15 protein-coding genes and 1 pseudogene are annotated in these 16,278 nt (G+C 67.7%); 4 read left to right on the forward strand and 12 right to left on the reverse strand.

Annotated elements, in window-relative coordinates; all coding sequences use genetic code 11:
- Positions 1 to 225: 225 nt before the first annotated feature.
- From ACIBVN_RS34150 to ACIBVN_RS34180, 7 genes are all read right to left on the reverse strand, one after another.
- Positions 226 to 1,521: a C40 family peptidase gene (locus ACIBVN_RS34150; protein ID WP_397143531.1), complete on the reverse strand. Its 1,296-nt coding sequence runs from the start codon at positions 1,519 to 1,521 to the stop codon at positions 226 to 228.
- Positions 1,518 to 2,411 (reverse strand): replication-relaxation family protein, encoded by an 894-nt coding sequence (locus ACIBVN_RS34155; RefSeq protein WP_397143533.1) that lies wholly within the window; start codon positions 2,409 to 2,411, stop codon positions 1,518 to 1,520. The genes ACIBVN_RS34150 and ACIBVN_RS34155 overlap by 4 nt, the downstream gene beginning before the upstream one ends.
- A 13-nt stretch (positions 2,412 to 2,424) precedes the next feature.
- Entirely contained in the window at positions 2,425 to 4,785 is a 2,361-nt protein-coding gene (locus tag ACIBVN_RS34160) for a type IV secretory system conjugative DNA transfer family protein (RefSeq protein WP_397143535.1), read from the reverse strand.
- Complete coding sequence (locus tag ACIBVN_RS34165) at positions 4,782 to 6,482, reverse strand: VirB4 family type IV secretion system protein (RefSeq protein ID WP_397143537.1); 1,701 nt, start codon at positions 6,480 to 6,482, stop codon at positions 4,782 to 4,784. Before ACIBVN_RS34165 ends, ACIBVN_RS34160 begins: the two co-directional genes overlap by 4 nt.
- Before the next feature lie 38 nt (positions 6,483 to 6,520).
- A complete protein-coding gene (locus tag ACIBVN_RS34170; RefSeq protein ID WP_397143539.1) occupies positions 6,521 to 7,462 on the reverse strand; it encodes a PrgI family protein in 942 nt (313 codons plus the stop codon).
- Positions 7,459 to 8,994, reverse strand: coding sequence for a conjugal transfer protein TrbL family protein (locus ACIBVN_RS34175; protein ID WP_397143541.1), 1,536 nt, complete (start codon positions 8,992 to 8,994; stop codon positions 7,459 to 7,461). Before ACIBVN_RS34175 ends, ACIBVN_RS34170 begins: the two co-directional genes overlap by 4 nt.
- 69 nt (positions 8,995 to 9,063) lie before the next feature.
- Positions 9,064 to 10,335 (reverse strand): hypothetical protein, encoded by a 1,272-nt coding sequence (locus ACIBVN_RS34180; protein WP_397143543.1) that lies wholly within the window; start codon positions 10,333 to 10,335, stop codon positions 9,064 to 9,066.
- Positions 10,336 to 10,719: 384 nt separating this feature from the next.
- On the opposite strand from ACIBVN_RS34180, the gene ACIBVN_RS34185 reads away from it, so the two are divergent.
- Genes ACIBVN_RS34185 through ACIBVN_RS34195 form a run of 3 tightly spaced genes read left to right on the forward strand, consistent with a single transcriptional unit; the run spans position 10,720 to position 11,959 of the window.
- Positions 10,720 to 11,400, forward strand: coding sequence for an XF1762 family protein (locus ACIBVN_RS34185; RefSeq protein WP_397143545.1), 681 nt, complete (start codon positions 10,720 to 10,722; stop codon positions 11,398 to 11,400).
- Entirely contained in the window at positions 11,397 to 11,645 is a 249-nt protein-coding gene (locus ACIBVN_RS34190) for a hypothetical protein (protein ID WP_397143547.1), read from the forward strand. The genes ACIBVN_RS34185 and ACIBVN_RS34190 overlap by 4 nt, the downstream gene beginning before the upstream one ends.
- Positions 11,642 to 11,959, forward strand: a complete 318-nt coding sequence (locus ACIBVN_RS34195) for a hypothetical protein (RefSeq protein WP_397143549.1) — start codon at positions 11,642 to 11,644, stop codon at positions 11,957 to 11,959. Before ACIBVN_RS34190 ends, ACIBVN_RS34195 begins: the two co-directional genes overlap by 4 nt.
- A 373-nt stretch (positions 11,960 to 12,332) precedes the next feature.
- On the opposite strand, the gene ACIBVN_RS34200 is transcribed toward ACIBVN_RS34195, so the two are convergent.
- Positions 12,333 to 12,572, reverse strand: a complete 240-nt coding sequence (locus tag ACIBVN_RS34200) for a hypothetical protein (protein ID WP_397143551.1) — start codon at positions 12,570 to 12,572, stop codon at positions 12,333 to 12,335.
- On the opposite strand from ACIBVN_RS34200, the pseudogene ACIBVN_RS34205 reads away from it, so the two are divergent.
- Positions 12,510 to 13,013, forward strand: a pseudogene (locus ACIBVN_RS34205) (recombinase family protein); the annotation flags it as partial. The gene ACIBVN_RS34200 and the pseudogene ACIBVN_RS34205 overlap by 63 nt on opposite strands.
- A gap of 129 nt (positions 13,014 to 13,142) precedes the next feature.
- Here the strand turns inward: ACIBVN_RS34205 and ACIBVN_RS34210 are convergent.
- From ACIBVN_RS34210 to ACIBVN_RS34225, 4 genes are all read right to left on the reverse strand, one after another.
- Positions 13,143 to 13,304: a hypothetical protein gene (locus tag ACIBVN_RS34210; RefSeq protein WP_397143553.1), complete on the reverse strand. Its 162-nt coding sequence runs from the start codon at positions 13,302 to 13,304 to the stop codon at positions 13,143 to 13,145.
- Between the two features lie 276 nt (positions 13,305 to 13,580).
- The gene (locus tag ACIBVN_RS34215) at positions 13,581 to 13,736 is read right to left on the reverse strand and encodes a hypothetical protein (RefSeq protein WP_397143555.1); all 156 of its coding nucleotides are present in this window, start codon (positions 13,734 to 13,736) and stop codon (positions 13,581 to 13,583) included.
- Between the two features lie 357 nt (positions 13,737 to 14,093).
- Positions 14,094 to 15,446 carry a 6-phospho-beta-glucosidase gene (locus tag ACIBVN_RS34220; protein WP_397143557.1) on the reverse strand — a complete coding sequence of 451 codons (1,353 nt, stop codon included), beginning with the start codon at positions 15,444 to 15,446 and terminating at the stop codon, positions 14,094 to 14,096.
- Positions 15,447 to 15,456: 10 nt separating this feature from the next.
- Positions 15,457 to 16,215: a DeoR/GlpR family DNA-binding transcription regulator gene (locus ACIBVN_RS34225; protein ID WP_397143559.1), complete on the reverse strand. Its 759-nt coding sequence runs from the start codon at positions 16,213 to 16,215 to the stop codon at positions 15,457 to 15,459.
- Between the last annotated feature and the right edge of the window lie 63 nt (positions 16,216 to 16,278).

Consider the following 16,278-nt stretch of genomic DNA (forward strand, 5'->3'; position numbering starts at 1 on the left):
ATGACACTAATGTGACGATTGATGCTATTGCTGCTTAAATAGGCACAGATCGCAGAGTGGTCTCATTCTCATACACCACGATCTTGGACGCGGCCAAGCAGATCCGCGTATGGAGCCTGGACTCTAAGAACGGAAGGGCCCGCGCCAGCTGCGGGGCCCTTCCGCAGACCTACTCATACCGATTGGTCAAAAGGTGAGAGCGGTCGCCTCTAGCGTACGCCGGGATCATCCGGGGCGTACGGCTCCGGCGAATTCGGCTTCTCGGCTCACTGTCCATTGCCCCACCTGAACCTTGCTACCGGTGGTTGGGGCGTGTACGTAGCGCTTGCCATCGATGTTCAGGACCACGGGATGGATGGTGGACGGGTTCTTGGGGTTGGTGGCGAAGAAGACCAGATCCCCTGGCTCGAGTTGGGAACGGGGTACGCGGACGCCCGAGCGCCATTGCGTGGAGGTGTGCCCACCGATGCGGACGCCGGCCTTGGCCCAGGCGTACTCGGCCAGGCCCGAGCAGTCGAAGCCCCTGGTTCCCGCACCGTGGCCGATGCCGTAGCTCGGTCCCTTCGGGCCGCCGCCGCCCCAGGAGTAGGGGACTCCGATCATCTTGAGAGCGGCAGTGAGGGCTACCGTGCCGCGGCCGGACGTCCGGATCGCAGCGAGGGTCTCCTGGTCCAGGACTTGTCCGATCTTCTGGGACAGCTCCTTGCAGAGCTGGCCGGCAACGGTGCGAACGATCTTCTCGGCCAGCCGGGCAGTGTCCGCCCTCGACTTGACGTCTTTGGGAGCGCTGCGAAGGGCCCCCGCCTGGAGCGCCATCTCGACATCGGCCACAACGGCGGCGCGGGTAACCCCGAGCGACGTCGCCAGTTCGAGGCTGGCACGCACAGCCTTGGTATCCGCCGGGGACAGCTCCAGCGTGTCGCGAGCGTTCTGGTTGGCGTTGGGCTCTGTCAGGGCGGTGACGAGGCCTTCCGCGCGGGATTCATGCTTGGCGTAGGCGTTCGGAAAGGCCGATCGTTGGATGGCCTGGGCCACGACGGTGAGGGGCTTGGCCGTCCAGTTCTTGATTTTGGTCAGGCGGTCGAAGAACGTCCGGGTGGCATGGCGAGGGGTGGAGACCTGAGCTCGGGTGCCCCAGCCGTACTCGGGGTGTTGCTGGAAGATGCCGAAGGCGCGTCCGTGATCGCCCACGGTGCTGTTGTCGAGCGAGGATTCCTGCAGGGCGGTGGCGATGCCGATCACAGCGGCACGGCGTGGTAGCCCAAGTTCGTTGGCCGTGTTGACGATGACGCGCGCGTTGGCTGCCTGATGCGGTGTCAGGCGGAGTTGCTCGGGGGCCGCGCTGATCTTGGGGGTTGAGGGTTTGTCGGTGTAGGCGCAGACGGCTGAGGCGAGTTGTGCGGGGGCGGCTTGGGTTGTGGCGTACTGGCCTCCACCGACCATTCCGGCGATGATGGCGGCGCCGGAGACCAACCCGCCTCCTGCGGCGATGGCTTTGGCGAGCCTGGCCTCGAGGATCATTCGGCCGCCTCCCCGGACGGCTCGGGGGCCGCCTGGGCTCCGAGCCCGGGCCAGTGTTTGGCGAGCTCCGCCAGCCTGCAGCGCGGGCCATCCACGTCGGTGGGCAACCAGCGAGCGCCCGCGGGCCCGTCGTCCACCGTGCCGTCGACCGTGACGGCATGGCCCGTGGCGACGGGGACGAACATGTTGCCGGGGTGGTGCTTGAGCTTCTTGCGGAGATTGGCTTCCCGGCGCTCGCCCTGGACCCAGAAGAGGACAGGCGTGACGATCCGGCTGGACTCGGTGAGCTTGGCGTAGCCGTCCAGCTTGTGAGCCACGCGGTCCAATGGTTCGGTGCCGGTGTCGTACTCGAGGAAGAATTCGATGTTGTAGGGTCCTTCGTTCCAGCGGCCGTAGGCGTCCGGGCGCACTATGGATCCCCACTCGGCGGAGCAGCGGCGTTCGGGCCACCAGGTGGTCAGCTCGGTGTCGGGATGGCGGCGGGCGAAGCCGTACAGGCTGGCGGCGATGCCGTTGGTGCCGACGGTGTGGGCAAGCCTCTGGCTGTAGACGATGCTGAGGACCCGGTCGCGGCGGTAGCCGAAGTCGGACAGGTCGACGCCGTCCTCGGAGGCGAGTACCGCAGCGGCCGTTTCGCCGATGACGTAGTGGTACGGCGCTGTGCCCATGGCCGGCGGGAGGTTGGGGCGGAAGCGCTCGAGAATGCCCATGCGAGTCAGCGCCAGCAGCCGTCGCCGGGCAGCGTCGTCGGTGTCGAAGAACATCTCGCTGACCTGCGGCGAGGTCAGAACCCGGAAGTCGTGGAGCAGGCGGATCAGGGTGCGGTCGCGCTGGGTGAGCCGGATCGCCAGCTCGCCGAGCATGCGGGGGGTGTAGCGGATCGTGGACATGGTGGTTCTCCTTTCAGAAGGTGCGCCGGGCGTCCGGCTTGGGGGTGGCGGTGGCTGCTGTACGGCCGTGCGCCTGTGCCGCGGCGGCGCGGATGCGCTTGGCGACGTCGTGGGAGGGTTCGGGCAGGGGTCTGGTGCTCAGGGTGAACGGCGGGGTTTCGGCCGAGCGGACGACCAGGCGGGCGGCGGCTTGGAAGGCGTCGAGGTTGGCCAGGTCGTGGGCGGTCAGGTAGGGCGTGAAGTGGTGCTCCACCTCGTTGGCATCCTGAGGCGAGAGCGAGAAGTAGATCTTGTTGCGGGCGTCGGATGAGACGGCCTGGCGAAGCTGGCGGGGAAGCTGGGCCAGGTGCTGGTGGGCGAGAGTGAGTGATATCCGGTATGCGCGGGCTTCGGCGAGCATGTCGGCCAGCGCGTGCGGCAAGGTGAGGAAGTTGTGGCACTCGTCGACGTAGAGCGCGGCCGGGCTGCGTGAGTGGCCGAATTTGGCGCGTCGGGAAGCGGCCTGCCAGACCTGGGCGAGGACCATCGAGCCGAGCAGGCGGGCAGAGTCGTCGCCGAGGACGCCTTTGGGGAGGCGGACGAGCAAGATTCCGCCGTCGAGCACTTCTCCCAGGTCGAACGTTGAACTGGTGGAGCCGAGCACGTCGCGGACGAACGGCCGTAGGAGGAAGGCCCGCAGCTTGTTCATGATGGGGGCGGTGACGTTGGCCTGGGCCGGCTCGGACAAGGCGGAGAACCAGCTCCAGAAGCCGCGCAGCAGCGGGTCGCCGATGGTGGCGGTCTGCTGTCGGCGGAAGGCGGCGTCGGAGAGCAGGGTGGGGATGTCGGCGAGGGTGCCGCTGTTGCGGGCGAGGGTGAGGGCGCAGCCGCGCAGGATGTCGTCGGTCCGGGGTCCCCAGTAGTCGGCGTAGATCTGGTGGAAGATGCCGACCAGGTTGTCCACGCCCATGGCCAGGTCCGGGCCGCCCAGGACGTTCAGGGAGGGCCTGGGATGCCTGTCGTCCGGGTCGACCAGGACGACCTTGTCGGCTTTGTTCTCTGGGATCAGTCCGAGCAGGTCCCGTACGAGGTCGCCCTTGGCCTCGATGACCACCACGCCGCGGCCTACTTCGATGTCGGAGAGGATCATCTGAGCCAGGAGGGTGGACTTACCGGTGCCGTTGGGGCCCATCACGTGGACGTGGTGAAAGGAGTCGGCGACCCGCAACGCGACGGGACGATCGTGGCCGGCGTCGGAGAAGCCGAGCACCTTGGCGGACGGTCCGCCGCGGGCGATTGTCGGTGAGGGCGGGACGGTGTTGGCTCCTGCTCGTTGAAGGCCCGGCACCGCGATGTCGAGGGGGAGGTGGGCGATCGCGGACAGCTCGGACACTGACAGCAGATAGCCACGGCTCATCCGGCGTGAGGCGAGGCGGCTTGAAGGCAGGAACAGCCGTCGGCGCTCCAGCCTGTTGTGCCCGCTGAAGAGGGCGAACGCGGAGGCAAGTGCGTGAGCGCGCCCGCGGATGGCGTTCTTGCGGGCGACCTTCGCCGAGGCTGGGTCGATGGAGGTGGGCGCATCCGCCTGGACGACGTAGCGGATGGCGACCTCATAGCGGGATTGATGAGCTTTTTCCTTGATCGCCCGTGCTTCGGCTGCCTCCTCCAGGCGACTCACCCGGTCGCCGGCAGACTGGGGCAGGTGGCGCGGTCCAGGGTTGACGAGGTCGAGGAGATGCCTCAGCAGTCGAGCTGCGGCGCCGCCCCCGGCACTGATGAGTCGATGACCGGTCGCCGGTCGGGCGAGAATTTGCACGCAGGCGTGCTGCCATCCCGGCATCCCGACCGCCGCGCCGATGAGGGCGCGCAGCGGGTCCGTGTTGTGGTCGTGCCGGATCGGTAGCCGCTCGGCTCGGGCCAGGACGAGTTGGCCGCCGCTTGCGTACCCATCAGTGGGAACGGGCGGGGCCGCCTCGTGGATGGTCGTGCGGGAGGAGGGCCAGGCCGCTTCGATCGCGTGCTCGACGAGGTGTTGCGGGATCGAGCCGGGCACCCACAGGGCGATCTTCACACCACTCGTGCCGAAGGTGTACTCGAACGCGAGATGCGGCTGTCCGAACAGCAGCCGCTTCCATGACGGCCTGAGCAGTCCGACGAGGTTGCCCCAGAGTGCTTCGGCTCCCGGCATGTTCGCCACTGGCGGTGCGAGGATCTCGACACATCGCGCACCCCGTACGAGGCGGTGATGGCGCAGGCGTACGGCGCAGGCACGCAGCAGGACGGCGAGTACCTCGACGGCGAACAGGACGGCGACGATGTGCCAGCCATGGATGGTCAGCCAGTCGAGCGCCCGGTTCAGGACGGCGTCGGGATCCTTGAGGAGGTCGTAGATCATAGGTCGATCTCCTCGTCATCGAGTTCGGCCAGCTCCTGGGGTGACGAGGTGACGAGCTCGTGTTCTCGCGGGCTGGAGATCATTTGGAGCGGGCGGCGCTGACCGCTCGCGCCGGCTGTGAGCAGGCCGGTTCCCCTTTCCGCGGACAGAAGCAGCTGCCGTTCGCCATCAGAGAGGCGGAACGCCTCGGCGACCTTGTCGATCGCCTGTGGTGCCTGGCGGAGCAGGATCTGGGTGGTGGAGTTGGCGACGATGGCCTGGCCAAGCTCGGAGCCGAGCAGGTCGGCGGCGTCTTGGGTCACCACGGACAAGCCGGCCCAGTGCTTACGGGCGGATTTGGCCATGCGCAGGAGGAACTGCGCTCCCTCGGGGATCTTCATCAGCAGCCAGGCCTCGTCGACGACTACCAGGCGGGGACGCCGGTTGTACGGGTCGGAGACGCGGCGCCAGATCGCGTCCAGCGTCAAGAGCGTGCCGACCGCCTTGAGCTCCTCCGGCAGGTCACGCAGGGAGAAGACGATCACGTGAGAGTCGGGGCAGGTTGTTGTGGGGCCGTCGAAGAGCTGATGGTGGCTGCCGGAAACGTACGGCGCGAGCCCGGCGGCCAGTTCCTTGGCCTTCGGATCGGGATCTTGGGCGAGGGCCGCGGCCAGGTCGCGCAGGAGCGGTGGCCGGCGATTCCAAGTCCGGGATGAGGTGGTAATGCCTGCCTGCCGGTAGGTGGCAAGGATGGCCCGGTCGAGTGCCGCTTTGCCGGCGTTGCCGAGCGGTTCGCCGAGCATGACTGCGATCAGCGTGTGCAGGAACAGCGCCCGCCGAGTTAGGGGATCGTCTCCGCGTTGGTTCTTCGGTGGTAGGTCGAACGGGTTGAGGCGGACTTTGGGCGCGCCAAGGTGGACGTACGCGCCACCCACCGCATGGGCGAGCCGGGCGTACTCGTCCTCGGGATCGATGACGGCCACCTCGATGCCCGCGTACAGCGAGCGAAGCACCTCGAGCTTGGTGAGGTAGCTCGTGCCGCTGCCGGAGCGGGCCAGGGTGACGGAGTTGTGGTTGTCCTGGGCGAACCGGTCCCAGGCCACCAGGGAGGCGCTGGCGATGTTGGCGCCGTACAGCACAGCGGTCGAGCCGAGCTCAGTGGTGAGGTCAGGGCTGGTGAAAGGGAACGCCGCCGCGAGAGCCGGAGTGTCGAACGTGCGGCACATGGCGAGGTTGTCGTAGGCGAGCGGGAGCGAGGACACCCAGCCCTGCAGTTGGCGGAAGGTCACCTGACGGGCGTCCAGGAGCAGAGAGGCGGCCAGCGCCCTGACTTGGGCGCAGGCGTCGTCAAGCTCGTCGGCGGAGGTGGCGTGCACGGTGAGGTAGATCGAGGCGCGGAAGAGCTTGGCCTGGCCGCGGGCGATGCGAGAGGCCAGCTCTTGGGCGTCTTCGGCGGCGGCCTCGGCACCCGGGTCCAGGAGTCGGCCGTGCTCGTGATCGGAGCGGAGGCCGGACTCCAGCCGGGCCAGTTGCTTGCGCAATCGGTCGGCGGCGACGAGGGAGGGGACGGGTTCGATGTGCAGAGAGACGTCGAGTCGGCCCGGGTAGGTGAGCAGCGGTTCCAGCCATCCGGGGGCGACCTCGCGCGGGTAGCCGGTGATCGCCAGGGTGGCGCACAGGCTTTCGCCGATCGTGACGTGGCGGGCTTCGACTTCCACAGCATGTGGACCGAACCCGGTTGATGGGCGGCGGATCTTCACCAGGTGCCTCCTGTCGTGATGACCTCGCCGGGCAGAGCGATGTCGTCGTCGGGCAGAGGAGGGGCTGAGGGGTCGAAGCAAGAGGCCAGCAGCGCGGCGATGGCGCGGCCGTCCAGGAGTCGGGCGGTGAGGCCGCAGGAGTTGAGCACCCTTGATGCCTCGTCCAGGCGGCGCAGCGCTCGCGCGGCGGCCACATCCCGGCCGTTGGCGCCGACAGCGGGCTCGCGAATGATCAGGAGGACCTGGCGGCGCAGCAGGTCATGACGGGCGGACAGCTCCTGCAGGAAGGCGGCGTGTTCAAGCGCGGCGGAGGCGAGCGCGGGATGGGGCAGTTGCCGGGCGTTGTCCTGTAGCGTCGCAACGGTCTCTGTCAGGTCGACGCGTTCGGCTCGAACGAGAATCTGGGCGGGTCCTGACAGAGAGTTGAGCCAGCGACCGAAGACCGCGACCAGAGCGTCCTGCTCATCAGGCGTGCGTAGGGCGAAGCTGACAGTGGAGACCTCGGCCACGGCGGCGACTCCGTCCGGTCCGAGATCGACCAGGCCATCGCCTGCGACACCGCGGGCGGGAAGTTTGAGCGGAGCAGGCGGCCGTTGCGGCTTGGCCGCTATCCAGCTGGGTGGCATGGGGATGTCCTCAGGGGATGTGACCAGGTATTTGGAGGAGCGCTGGTGCCGGATGGCCGCCAGCACGTAGCGATCGAGGGAGATGCCGTCGCGTTGCCCGACGGCCAGGAGGATCGCGGTAATTGCCACGGGCAAGGCCACTGCGGCACAGACCACGAGCGGCACGCGATCGCCGACTGCGACGTAGGTGCCATAGAGCGCGGCACCGGCGCCGAGCAGGATGGCCAGCTGCCGGGCGGTCAACGATCCGAGGATCTTGTCCGGCTGCTCCACATCGGCCGGGATCCGAGCGATCGACTCCTCCCAACTCATTGGCTGTCACCTCCTCGCGGCCTGCGCGGGCGGCGGCGCGGCGGAGTGGGGGTACGACCGCGGTTCTCCGGCCACTCCACCTGGCCGGGAATCGGCGCGTTAGGCGAGACGATGGGCGGGACCGGCCGCTGACCCTTCGGCGGCTCGATCGCCCGGCTCGGGCTGGACTCCGCCCGATTCCTGAGGGTCATCATCTGGCCGAGCCCCGCCGGGCCGTTGGCGTAGTACGTCGTGCGCGGATAGCCGTAGACAGGGGTGCTGGGGCGTTCCGGCGGCTTGGGGCTCGGCGTGGGCTGGTACCTGCCTTGAATGGCAGGTCCGGCAGGAGCGTGCTTGATCGGTGCGGCTTGCCAATTCGAAGCTCGTACGGGGCGCCGTGCCCACGTTGGGGCGTGTTTGGCCGGACCCGACCCACCGCGGGCGGCGGAAACGGCAGTCAGCGCCGTTGCCGCGGCAGTGCCGGCGGGTCCACCGATTGTGCCGGCGACGACCTTTCCTGCTAGTGCCCGTGTTGCCGCCTTGCCGATCCGGCTCTTGCCGCCGCTGCCGCCCTTGCCGAGGTGCATGGCTTTCAGGACCGGCATCGTGAGCTTGGACATCACGGCGTACTTGATGATCCGCGTGATCGTTGACCCGGAGGTCTGGACCAAGATCCGCCGGGAGATCCAGGACGGGATCCGGACCAGAATGATCAGCAGGCAAATGGCCAGGATGAGGTTGACGAGTTGCCCTGAGGGAGCGACACCGAGCAGGAATCTGCCGTCCTGGTTGAAGAAGATCCGGACGGCGAGAACGAGCGTGAGTGACTGAGCAACCTGAATGACCAGCAGGCCGGTGAAGACTCGCCACCAGAAACGGGCCAGCCCATCGGTGTGTGGGAGTGCATGGCAGGCCAGGGCCAGGGGCGCGGCCACCACTAGCAGCAGCACCAGAGCGGATCGCATCACGAAGCTGATCAGCAGCAAGATCAGCAAGATGATCGCGACGAGCTCGAGAAGGGTGTAGAAGATCTGCATGTTGCCGGGCGGCAGGATGAGCATCCGGATCTGCGCTGCCGCCCGCTCGGCGTCGAAGTCCTGCCCAAGGAGCGCCTTGGACAGGGCATTACCGACCTGAATGATCTTCCCGCAGATCAGGAAACTCGTGTTGGACGCCAGGATGGCCAGCGCCAGCCTCGGCAGTACCTCCTTGACCGCGTACCGCGTCTGAACGCTTTGATGTGCCATCGCGGTCATCGCGCCTATCGTGGCGAGCAGGACCAAGGCCGAGTCCGCCATGGCCGCGGTGGCCTTCCACAGGTCCAGGACCCGGCCGGAGTCGGAGACGTCGGGCGTGGCCAGCAGTGTCACGGCGAGTGCGTCGAGCAGCGGCTTGATGGCGGATGCGGCCAGGTTGGCGAACCAGCCGTTGATCTGCTTGATGATCCAGTCGCTAAAGCCGAAGTTGACCTGCGGAGGCGATGGCAGCGGCTCCGGGCTGGGGGAAGGTGTCGGGTTCGCCCAGGCGGTGTCGGCGGCACCGGCGAGTGCCACAGCGGCAACGGCGGCAACAAACAGGAGGCGAACCGTGATCCTGACCGAGTGAGGTGACGTCATGGCTGGTCACCCGCCGCCCACGATGCGCTTGAGCACGCTGACGAACAGCGGGGCCAGCACGGCAAGCCCGTAGCCGAACGCGGCAGCCTTGAGTGCCGCTTTGGCCTTCTGGATCTCGCCGGGATCGCCGCCTGCCACCAGGTAGCGAAGCCCGCCGATCGTGAGCATGAGCGTCGCCAGCGTGGCGAGCAGGCCGATGAGCCAGTTCCGCAGGTTGTCGAAGACCGTGTTGAGATCCGTCGGCACCTCGGTCGGGCGCGGCGTCTTCGGGGAGTCGGCCAGCGCCGCGTCTGCCGCTGCGACAAGGGTGATGGCAACCATTGCCATCACCAGCACGCTGCGGACCAGACATCGCCAGCGACGACGTTGCCGTGTTCGATTGGGGTTCCGCGCGGAGCCGGTGAGGCTGCCCCGGCCTCCCTTCTGTTCAGAGGTGATGGGTTCCGGATCTGAGGTGATCCGGCTCCGCGCGGAAGTCTCAGGAGTGTCCTCCGTCCTTCTAGGGGCGGCGGATGCGATCGTTGGGGACAGGGCCGACTCGACGTCTCCGGCCAGAACGGCGGCGACGAGGACCGGCTCACACCGTTGCCGGCGCTTCTTGGCCGCCTCACAGGTCAGCCCGGGTGCGGCAGCGGCCTCGGCCAACGTGCGGCCTTCCAGCCGTGTCAACCCGATCAGCTCGGCGTCGAGCTCACTGATGACGCCTTTGGCAACGGCATCGCCCAAGACCAGATCCGGATGCCCCCACGGCGCGGCAGGCCTCTTGGATGCGTGCACTGAGATGGGTCGTGCGGCCTCGGCCTCGGCGTTTTGCCGGGCCCGTTCGCCGGCTCGCCGGGCAGCCGCACACATGCGCGGTAGGACGTTGGGCAGATCGAGATCGATGTCCTTCACGGCAGCGATGAAGGCCGTCAGGACCTCGGTATCGATATCCGCGGGATCCCCGGCGACGGGATAGAGGCACAGCCGGCCACAGATGCGCCGCAAGGCAGGCACCGCTGTCCCGACAGCCCCCACCAGCCACTGCGGGCCGTCCCGACGGGCCCGGATCACCAGCTCGCGCCACACCACGTCGCGGGTGGTGTTGCACAGCGTGCGCGAGGTCAGGAGATCACGAAGCTCCGTCAGCAGGATCTGACGCCTGGGCAACTCGTGGGAGAGCTCCTTGCCATCGAGCGTCAGGCCGCCAGGAGCACACGCGACGAGTTGGAAGACGTGCTCGGCGACATCGAGCGGTGAGCGGTCCGTGAGGGGCGTCTCGCGAAGGTCGGTACTCATCGGGTTGCTCCACTGCGAGAGGAATTTCGGTCTCGCAACCCGGTGTAGGAGCTACCTCTGGCGGCTCTCAGGCAGCAGAAATCAGCGACCTTTGGCCGAAGCGGGTCCGCATCGATTCGCCAGAGATCATCTTGGTCCTCTTCGCTGTGACTGAGCTGCGCCAGGAGATCGCCAGAGGACGTTGCTCATCGGCGGAAGCGCCCGTACTGCCTTACGGCAGGCGAGTACTACATCGAGTGATTACGCCTGGACCGGGCAGCCGGTACAGGCAGACGAAGGATCGCCGAAGCTACGCCAGAGTTTCGCCAGAGGCGATTGTTGGAGTGGGGGCGCGTTACCCGTTCATTGGGAGCGCTGCGGATCTGAGGCCCGCCCCAACCGGCGATGACCAAGCTCATCACCGCCCCACCCGCCACCAACACCACGACGCTTTCCCATCCAGCCGAGCACGTCCTCGACGACGTTCGCGAGAACGTCCGCACCGGACTCAGCCAGTCCACGCCCGCTCCTCGACCGACCTACCTTGGCGGCGGCGACCCGCCCCACCCGCCTACTGTCGCGAGAGGCAGCGCCGACAACACAGGCCGACTGACCATCGTGCCAATCGCTCTCCGGACAGCCCGCGCGTTCATCGCCTGGTCCCATCGTCACCTGTTGCCACCGCGAGGCGCCAAGTTCGCCATCGGTGTCAGCACCGAAGACGGCACCCTCGTCGGCGTCGTCACCGCAGGACGGCCGGTATCACGCGTCTTCGATGACGGCCGCACCATCGAGATCACTCGTTTGGCCACCGACGGCACACCCAACGCCTGCTCCGCCCTCCTCGGCGCCGCCTGGCGCGCCGCTAAAGCGATGGGCTACCGCAGGCTGATCATCTACACTCGCGCCGACGAACCTGGCACTAGCCTGCACGCTGCTGGACTATGCCGCGTCGCTGACCATGCCGCCAGTTCCGGTCGGAACACCCCCAGCCGCCCCCGAGCATCCCACTGCGCTGACGGCGTCGCCCCCGTCCTATGGGAGATCACGGCAGGCGCTCCCCGAAACTGCGGCAGGGCGAAATGAGCCCTCTCCTCAACCCCTGGATCGGATTCAAGTGCACTGGCTATGGCGGCCTCGATCTGACCGTCATGGAGAACTACGGGGCCCAGCTGGCCGGCTGCACCGACAACGACCTGCACGTCACCCAGGTTCTACAGACCCTATTTGCGGCCGTACTCAATCTCGGCGAGCTCACGGCCGTTGACTGGAGCGCGGCACATGCTCTTCCCTTGCTTGACGCGCGAATGTGGTCGCAGGAGATGGCATGACGCCCGTCGGCTCCACCCGGCATGGTCAGGAGCGACAGGACAACATCTCGAGAACGCCGCTGGCCGATGAACCTGGATCGGTCCTCCCTGGAGGGAAGGAACCGGTGGCGACGACGCCACATCTGCCCTCCATAGGACCTCCCCAAATCCCGATCGCCACCTACGATCCAGCTGGCCCGCGCTTGCTAGAGCCACCGGAGATCCGCGTGGAGATCGTCACGGTCTTCGGCGAGGAAGCCGCCGCCCTACGGGCGGCACAGATGGAGATTCTCCGCAAGCTCCTGCTCTGGGCGGGCGGAGACGATTGGAGGTAGACGAATGGAATCCTGGGCCGGATACGAGCAGGTCTCCGTGACCCCGCGCCCGTACCAAACGGCGCTTCCGGTCCAGGATCCCTTCCTCGGACTACGCGTGGCCTGGTTGGGCCGCACCTCCACCGACGACATGCAAGACCCAACGCTTTCTCTCCCCCGCCAACTCGACAACTGCCGCGCCGCATTGCCCCACGGCGCGCTGATCGTGGCGCACTTCTACGACATCGAGTCCGGCCGGAAGAATCTCGATCAGCGCGGGCATAGCACCGCGCACGAGAAGTTCTCCATTCCTATCCCCCGCGACGGCGGTATCGCCGATCTACTCGCGGAGTCAGCTCGCCATGACCGGCGCTTCGATGCGGTGATCTGCGAGTCAATAGAACGAGTCGCACGCCGCACCTTCTTCGGCACCAAGATCGAATACGATCTGGAGCAGGCTGGCGTGGCGTTGTTCGCCTCCGACGAGCCCATCACGCTGAACGGCAAGCGCGCCACCGCGATCCTCACCAGACGAGTCAAGCAAGGCATCGCGGAGTGGTACGCCATCCAGATGCTGGAGTCCTCCTGGGACGGCCTGCGGACGCACACCAAGCAAGGCTGGAACGTCGGCCATCCGCCCTACGGCTACCTCGCCGACAGAGTGCCTCATCCAGTGCCCGCCAAGGCCGCCGAGGGCAAGCACAAGACACGCCTGATCCCCGATCCGGTCAAAGGACCGGTTGTCACCCAGATCTTCGTGTGGCGGGTCACCGAACGTCTCAGCTACAACGACATCGTCGACCGGCTCAATGCCGACCTGGACCGCTATCCCCCAGGACGGTCTTTGAATCCCAACTACCGCACTGGCAAGCCGGCCTGGGGACGCCCCGCCGTCGTCGAGATCCTGAACAACCCCAAGTACACCGGCTACATGGTGTGGAACCGCAAGGCCACCACGAGCCGCAAGGGAAAGGGCCGCGGCAAGGCCAACCCACCGAGCGCCTGGGTCTGGTCAGATCACCCTACCCACGAGCCGCTCGTCACCCGCGAGATGTACGACGCCGCTCAAGCCGTCGCCAAGCAACGTGCCCGCTCGCGCAGCGGCTCCACGATCAATAAGCACCCCAAGACCAAACGGACCTATGTCCTGCGGTCCTTCGTCGTCTGCGAGATCTGCGGCACCCGCATGTTCGGCAAGTGCGACCTACGCCACGCCGCCCAGACGGTCTACATGGCATGCCAACCCGGCCAGAACCGAAAGGAGCGCGCCGTCCCGGAAGATCACCCCAATGTCGTACGAGTCCGCGAGGATCACCTTCTCGCAGCGGTTCATAATCTCTTCGCGCGCCGCCTGTTCGGACCGCACCGCCGCCAACTCCTCGCAGTCGAACTACCGAAGACCGACCAGCGGGCGCTGGCGGACTGGAACGAGTCCCGGCACGCGTTGAGTCGGACTCTCACCGACATAGGCGCAAGGATCGACCGACTGACCCGGCAGTTCGAGGAGTCGGACTTGAATCCCGTCCTGGCTCAGAAACTCAACAGCCGCTTCCTGGAGTTGGAGGCCGAGCGCGTCGCCAAACTCAAGCAACTGACCGAACTCGAAGCCAACCCGCCGGAACAGGAGCACGCCGAGGACCTGCTAGACCGGCTCCCGACCCTGACCGGCAAGCTCGCGAACGCCCCCGAAGAGCTCCAACGCGAACTGTTCGAAGTCTTCAATCTGGAGATCCGCTACGACGCCCGCACCAACGTCGCCACCATCCGCGTCACGCTGGACGGCGACACGATCGACCATCTCGTCACAGTGAGCGAAAGACTGGTAACAGAATTGTCACCCTCGAGGAGCCCCGCGAGTCACGGAGCAACATCGCAAGCGGGTATGACAACCGCGACGATCGCTGACCGCACACGACAGGAGACCGACCGGACAAGCCCGACGAAGCACACGCCACAACATACGAACGGGCACTCTTTGTCCTCGAATGAGGAGAGTGCCCGCAGCGCAGATCTGCTACGTGCCCCCTGCAGGACTCGAACCTTCGCACCCGGCTCCGGAGGCCGTTTGCCGGCTCCACCGTGTCAGGAATGGCGCCCCGGGTGGACGTGCGTTCGGATCTCCGACCAATGCTCGGGCGCGAGAACGCGTCGCCGGTCACATCCCGGAGGAACCGGGGATGACGGCGGCGAGCTCCGGGATGCGGGCCCGGTAGCCGTCGAGCAGCCGGCGAGCCGTCGTCACCGAGTCGACCAGGGGATGCAGGGCGAACGCCTCGACCGCCAGGCGGGCCGAGCCGGTCATGGCGGCCTCGATGGCGGCCTGCTCCACCGCCTTGACCTGCTGCATCAGGCCCAGGAAGCGGCCCGGCAGGGCACGGGTGGCCAGGGGGCGGACGCCCGAGCCGTCCACCGCGCACGGGATCTCGACGACCGCGTCCGCGGGCAGCCCGGGCACGGCGGCGCCGTTGCGCACGTTGAGGATCATGGAGGTGGGCTCGCCGCGGGCGATGGCGGCCATGAGGGCCAGCGCGATGCCCTCGTACCCGCCCGCCTCAAGGTCGGCGGCGGCGCGCTCGCCGGCCTCGGTGGCGTCACGGGCCTCGGCCATGTACGACTCGTCGCGCAGCCTGCGTGTCCTGACCCACTCGGCGAGCGCCTCGCCGGGCCGCGCCCGCACGGCCGCGTAGAAGTCGTCCTGCTGCCGCACCAGGGACTCGCCGCGCGTCTGCCCGGAGATCGCGGCGACCGACTCCCGGGTGAAGTAGTAGTAGTACAGGTACTCGTTGGGCAGCGCGCCCAGCGTGCGCACCCAGTCGGCGCCGAAGATGCGCGCCTCCTCCACCTGCCGCAGCGCGGCCTCGTCCGCAAGCAGCTCCGGCAGCACGTCGCGCCCGTCGTGGACGAGGCCGCGCAGCCAGCCGAGGTGGTTGAGCCCCACGTAGTCGGGCGACACGCGCGCGGGGTCGAGCCCGAGCGCGGCGGCGGCCCGCCTGATCAGCCCGATCGGCGAGTCGCAGATGCCGATCACGCGGTCGCCGAGCACGTGCCGCATGGCCTCGGTGATCATGCCCGCGGGGTTGGTGAAGTTGATGACCCACGCCCGGGGCGCGAGCGCGGCGACCCGCTGCGCCACGTGCACCGCCACCGGGATGGTGCGCAGGCCGTAGGAGATGCCGCCGGGACCGGTCGTCTCCTGGCCGAGCAGGCCCAGGTCAAGGGCGACCCGCTCGTCGGCCGTGCGGCCCGCCAGGCCGCCGACCCTGATGGCGGAGAAGACGAAAGCGGCGTCGCGCAGCGCGGTGTCCAGATCGGTGGTGATCTGGATCTCCGGCGGATCGTCGTGTCCGGCGGCGAGCTGGCGCAGCACGTGACGGATGGCCTCGAGACGGTCCTGCGACACGTCGTGCAGCACCACCTGCTCCACGCGCGGCTTGGCGGTGTCGCGCAGGAGCGCGCCGTACACGAGCGGCACACGGAAGCCGCCGCCCCCGAGAACGGCCAGTTTCATGCAAACCCCTTCATGCCAGCATCACCTCGGCGCCCGCCGCCGCGCAGTTGCGCAACGTCACCTCGTCGGCACCCTCGTTCGTCACGATCACGTCGATGTCCTCAGGACCGCACACCCGCAGCGCGCCGGTGCCGGGGAACTTGTGCCGGTCGACGAGCAGCACCACCTGCCCCGCCGAGGCGATCATGGCGCGCTTCAGCGGCACCTCGGCCAGCGTGGTGTCCACGAGCTGCCCGTCCGGCCGCACGCCGCTGACGCCCAGGAACACGCGGTCGGCGACCACCTGGCTGAGCGCCGCCTCGGTCAGCACCCCGACCAGCGAGTGGTACGGCCGGCGCACCATGCCGCCGAGCAGCAGCAGCTCGACCTCGGGGTCGGAGCGCAGCACGTCGAGCACGGCGAGGCTGGAGGTGACCACGGTGACGCGGCGCCCGCGCAGCCGGCGGGCCAGGCGCATGGTCGTCGTGCCGATGTCGAGCAGGACCACCTCGCCGTCGTTCACCAGCTCCGCGGCGCGGACCGCCACCGCCTCCTTGTCCTGCTCGTCCACGGCCGCCACCTCGGCGAACGGCCGGTCGGCGTCGGTGTCAACGCTTGCCAAGGCACCGCCGCGGACGCGCCGCAGCGTGCCGTCGCGGTCGAGCACCTCGAGGTCCCTGCGGATGGTGGACGGGCTGACGCCGAGCTGGCTGGCGAGATCGCGAACGCTGGTGGCGCCTGATAGTCGGACCCGGCGCATGATCTCGGCATGCCTGAGGCGCTGAAGCACAGCGCGAGCATATCAGTCAGATTCGCGCAGGAGTATGCATCTTTGACCAGAAACTCCCAGGGA

This window comes from Nonomuraea sp. NPDC049400 (assembly GCF_044466425.1).
Lineage (GTDB): Bacteria > Actinomycetota > Actinomycetes > Streptosporangiales > Streptosporangiaceae > Nonomuraea.

Coding starts and splice junctions, on each gene's coding strand:
- ACIBVN_RS34150 (WP_397143531.1), bottom strand. CDS start 1,521: ATGATCCTCGAGGCCAGGCTCGCCAAAGCCATCGCCGCAGGAGGCGGG.
- ACIBVN_RS34190 (WP_397143547.1), top strand. CDS start 11,397: ATGAGCCCTCTCCTCAACCCCTGGATCGGATTCAAGTGCACTGGCTAT.
- ACIBVN_RS34155 (WP_397143533.1), bottom strand. CDS start 2,411: ATGTCCACGATCCGCTACACCCCCCGCATGCTCGGCGAGCTGGCGATC.
- ACIBVN_RS34160 (WP_397143535.1), bottom strand. CDS start 4,785: ATGATCTACGACCTCCTCAAGGATCCCGACGCCGTCCTGAACCGGGCG.
- ACIBVN_RS34185 (WP_397143545.1), top strand. CDS start 10,720: ATGACCAAGCTCATCACCGCCCCACCCGCCACCAACACCACGACGCTT.
- ACIBVN_RS34200 (WP_397143551.1), bottom strand. CDS start 12,572: ATGGCCGACGTTCCAGCCTTGCTTGGTGTGCGTCCGCAGGCCGTCCCA.
- ACIBVN_RS34220 (WP_397143557.1), bottom strand. CDS start 15,446: ATGAAACTGGCCGTTCTCGGGGGCGGCGGCTTCCGTGTGCCGCTCGTG.
- ACIBVN_RS34170 (WP_397143539.1), bottom strand. CDS start 7,462: ATGAGTTGGGAGGAGTCGATCGCTCGGATCCCGGCCGATGTGGAGCAG.
- ACIBVN_RS34215 (WP_397143555.1), bottom strand. CDS start 13,736: ATGGTCGATCGTGTCGCCGTCCAGCGTGACGCGGATGGTGGCGACGTT.
- ACIBVN_RS34195 (WP_397143549.1), top strand. CDS start 11,642: ATGACGCCCGTCGGCTCCACCCGGCATGGTCAGGAGCGACAGGACAAC.
- ACIBVN_RS34180 (WP_397143543.1), bottom strand. CDS start 10,335: ATGAGTACCGACCTTCGCGAGACGCCCCTCACGGACCGCTCACCGCTC.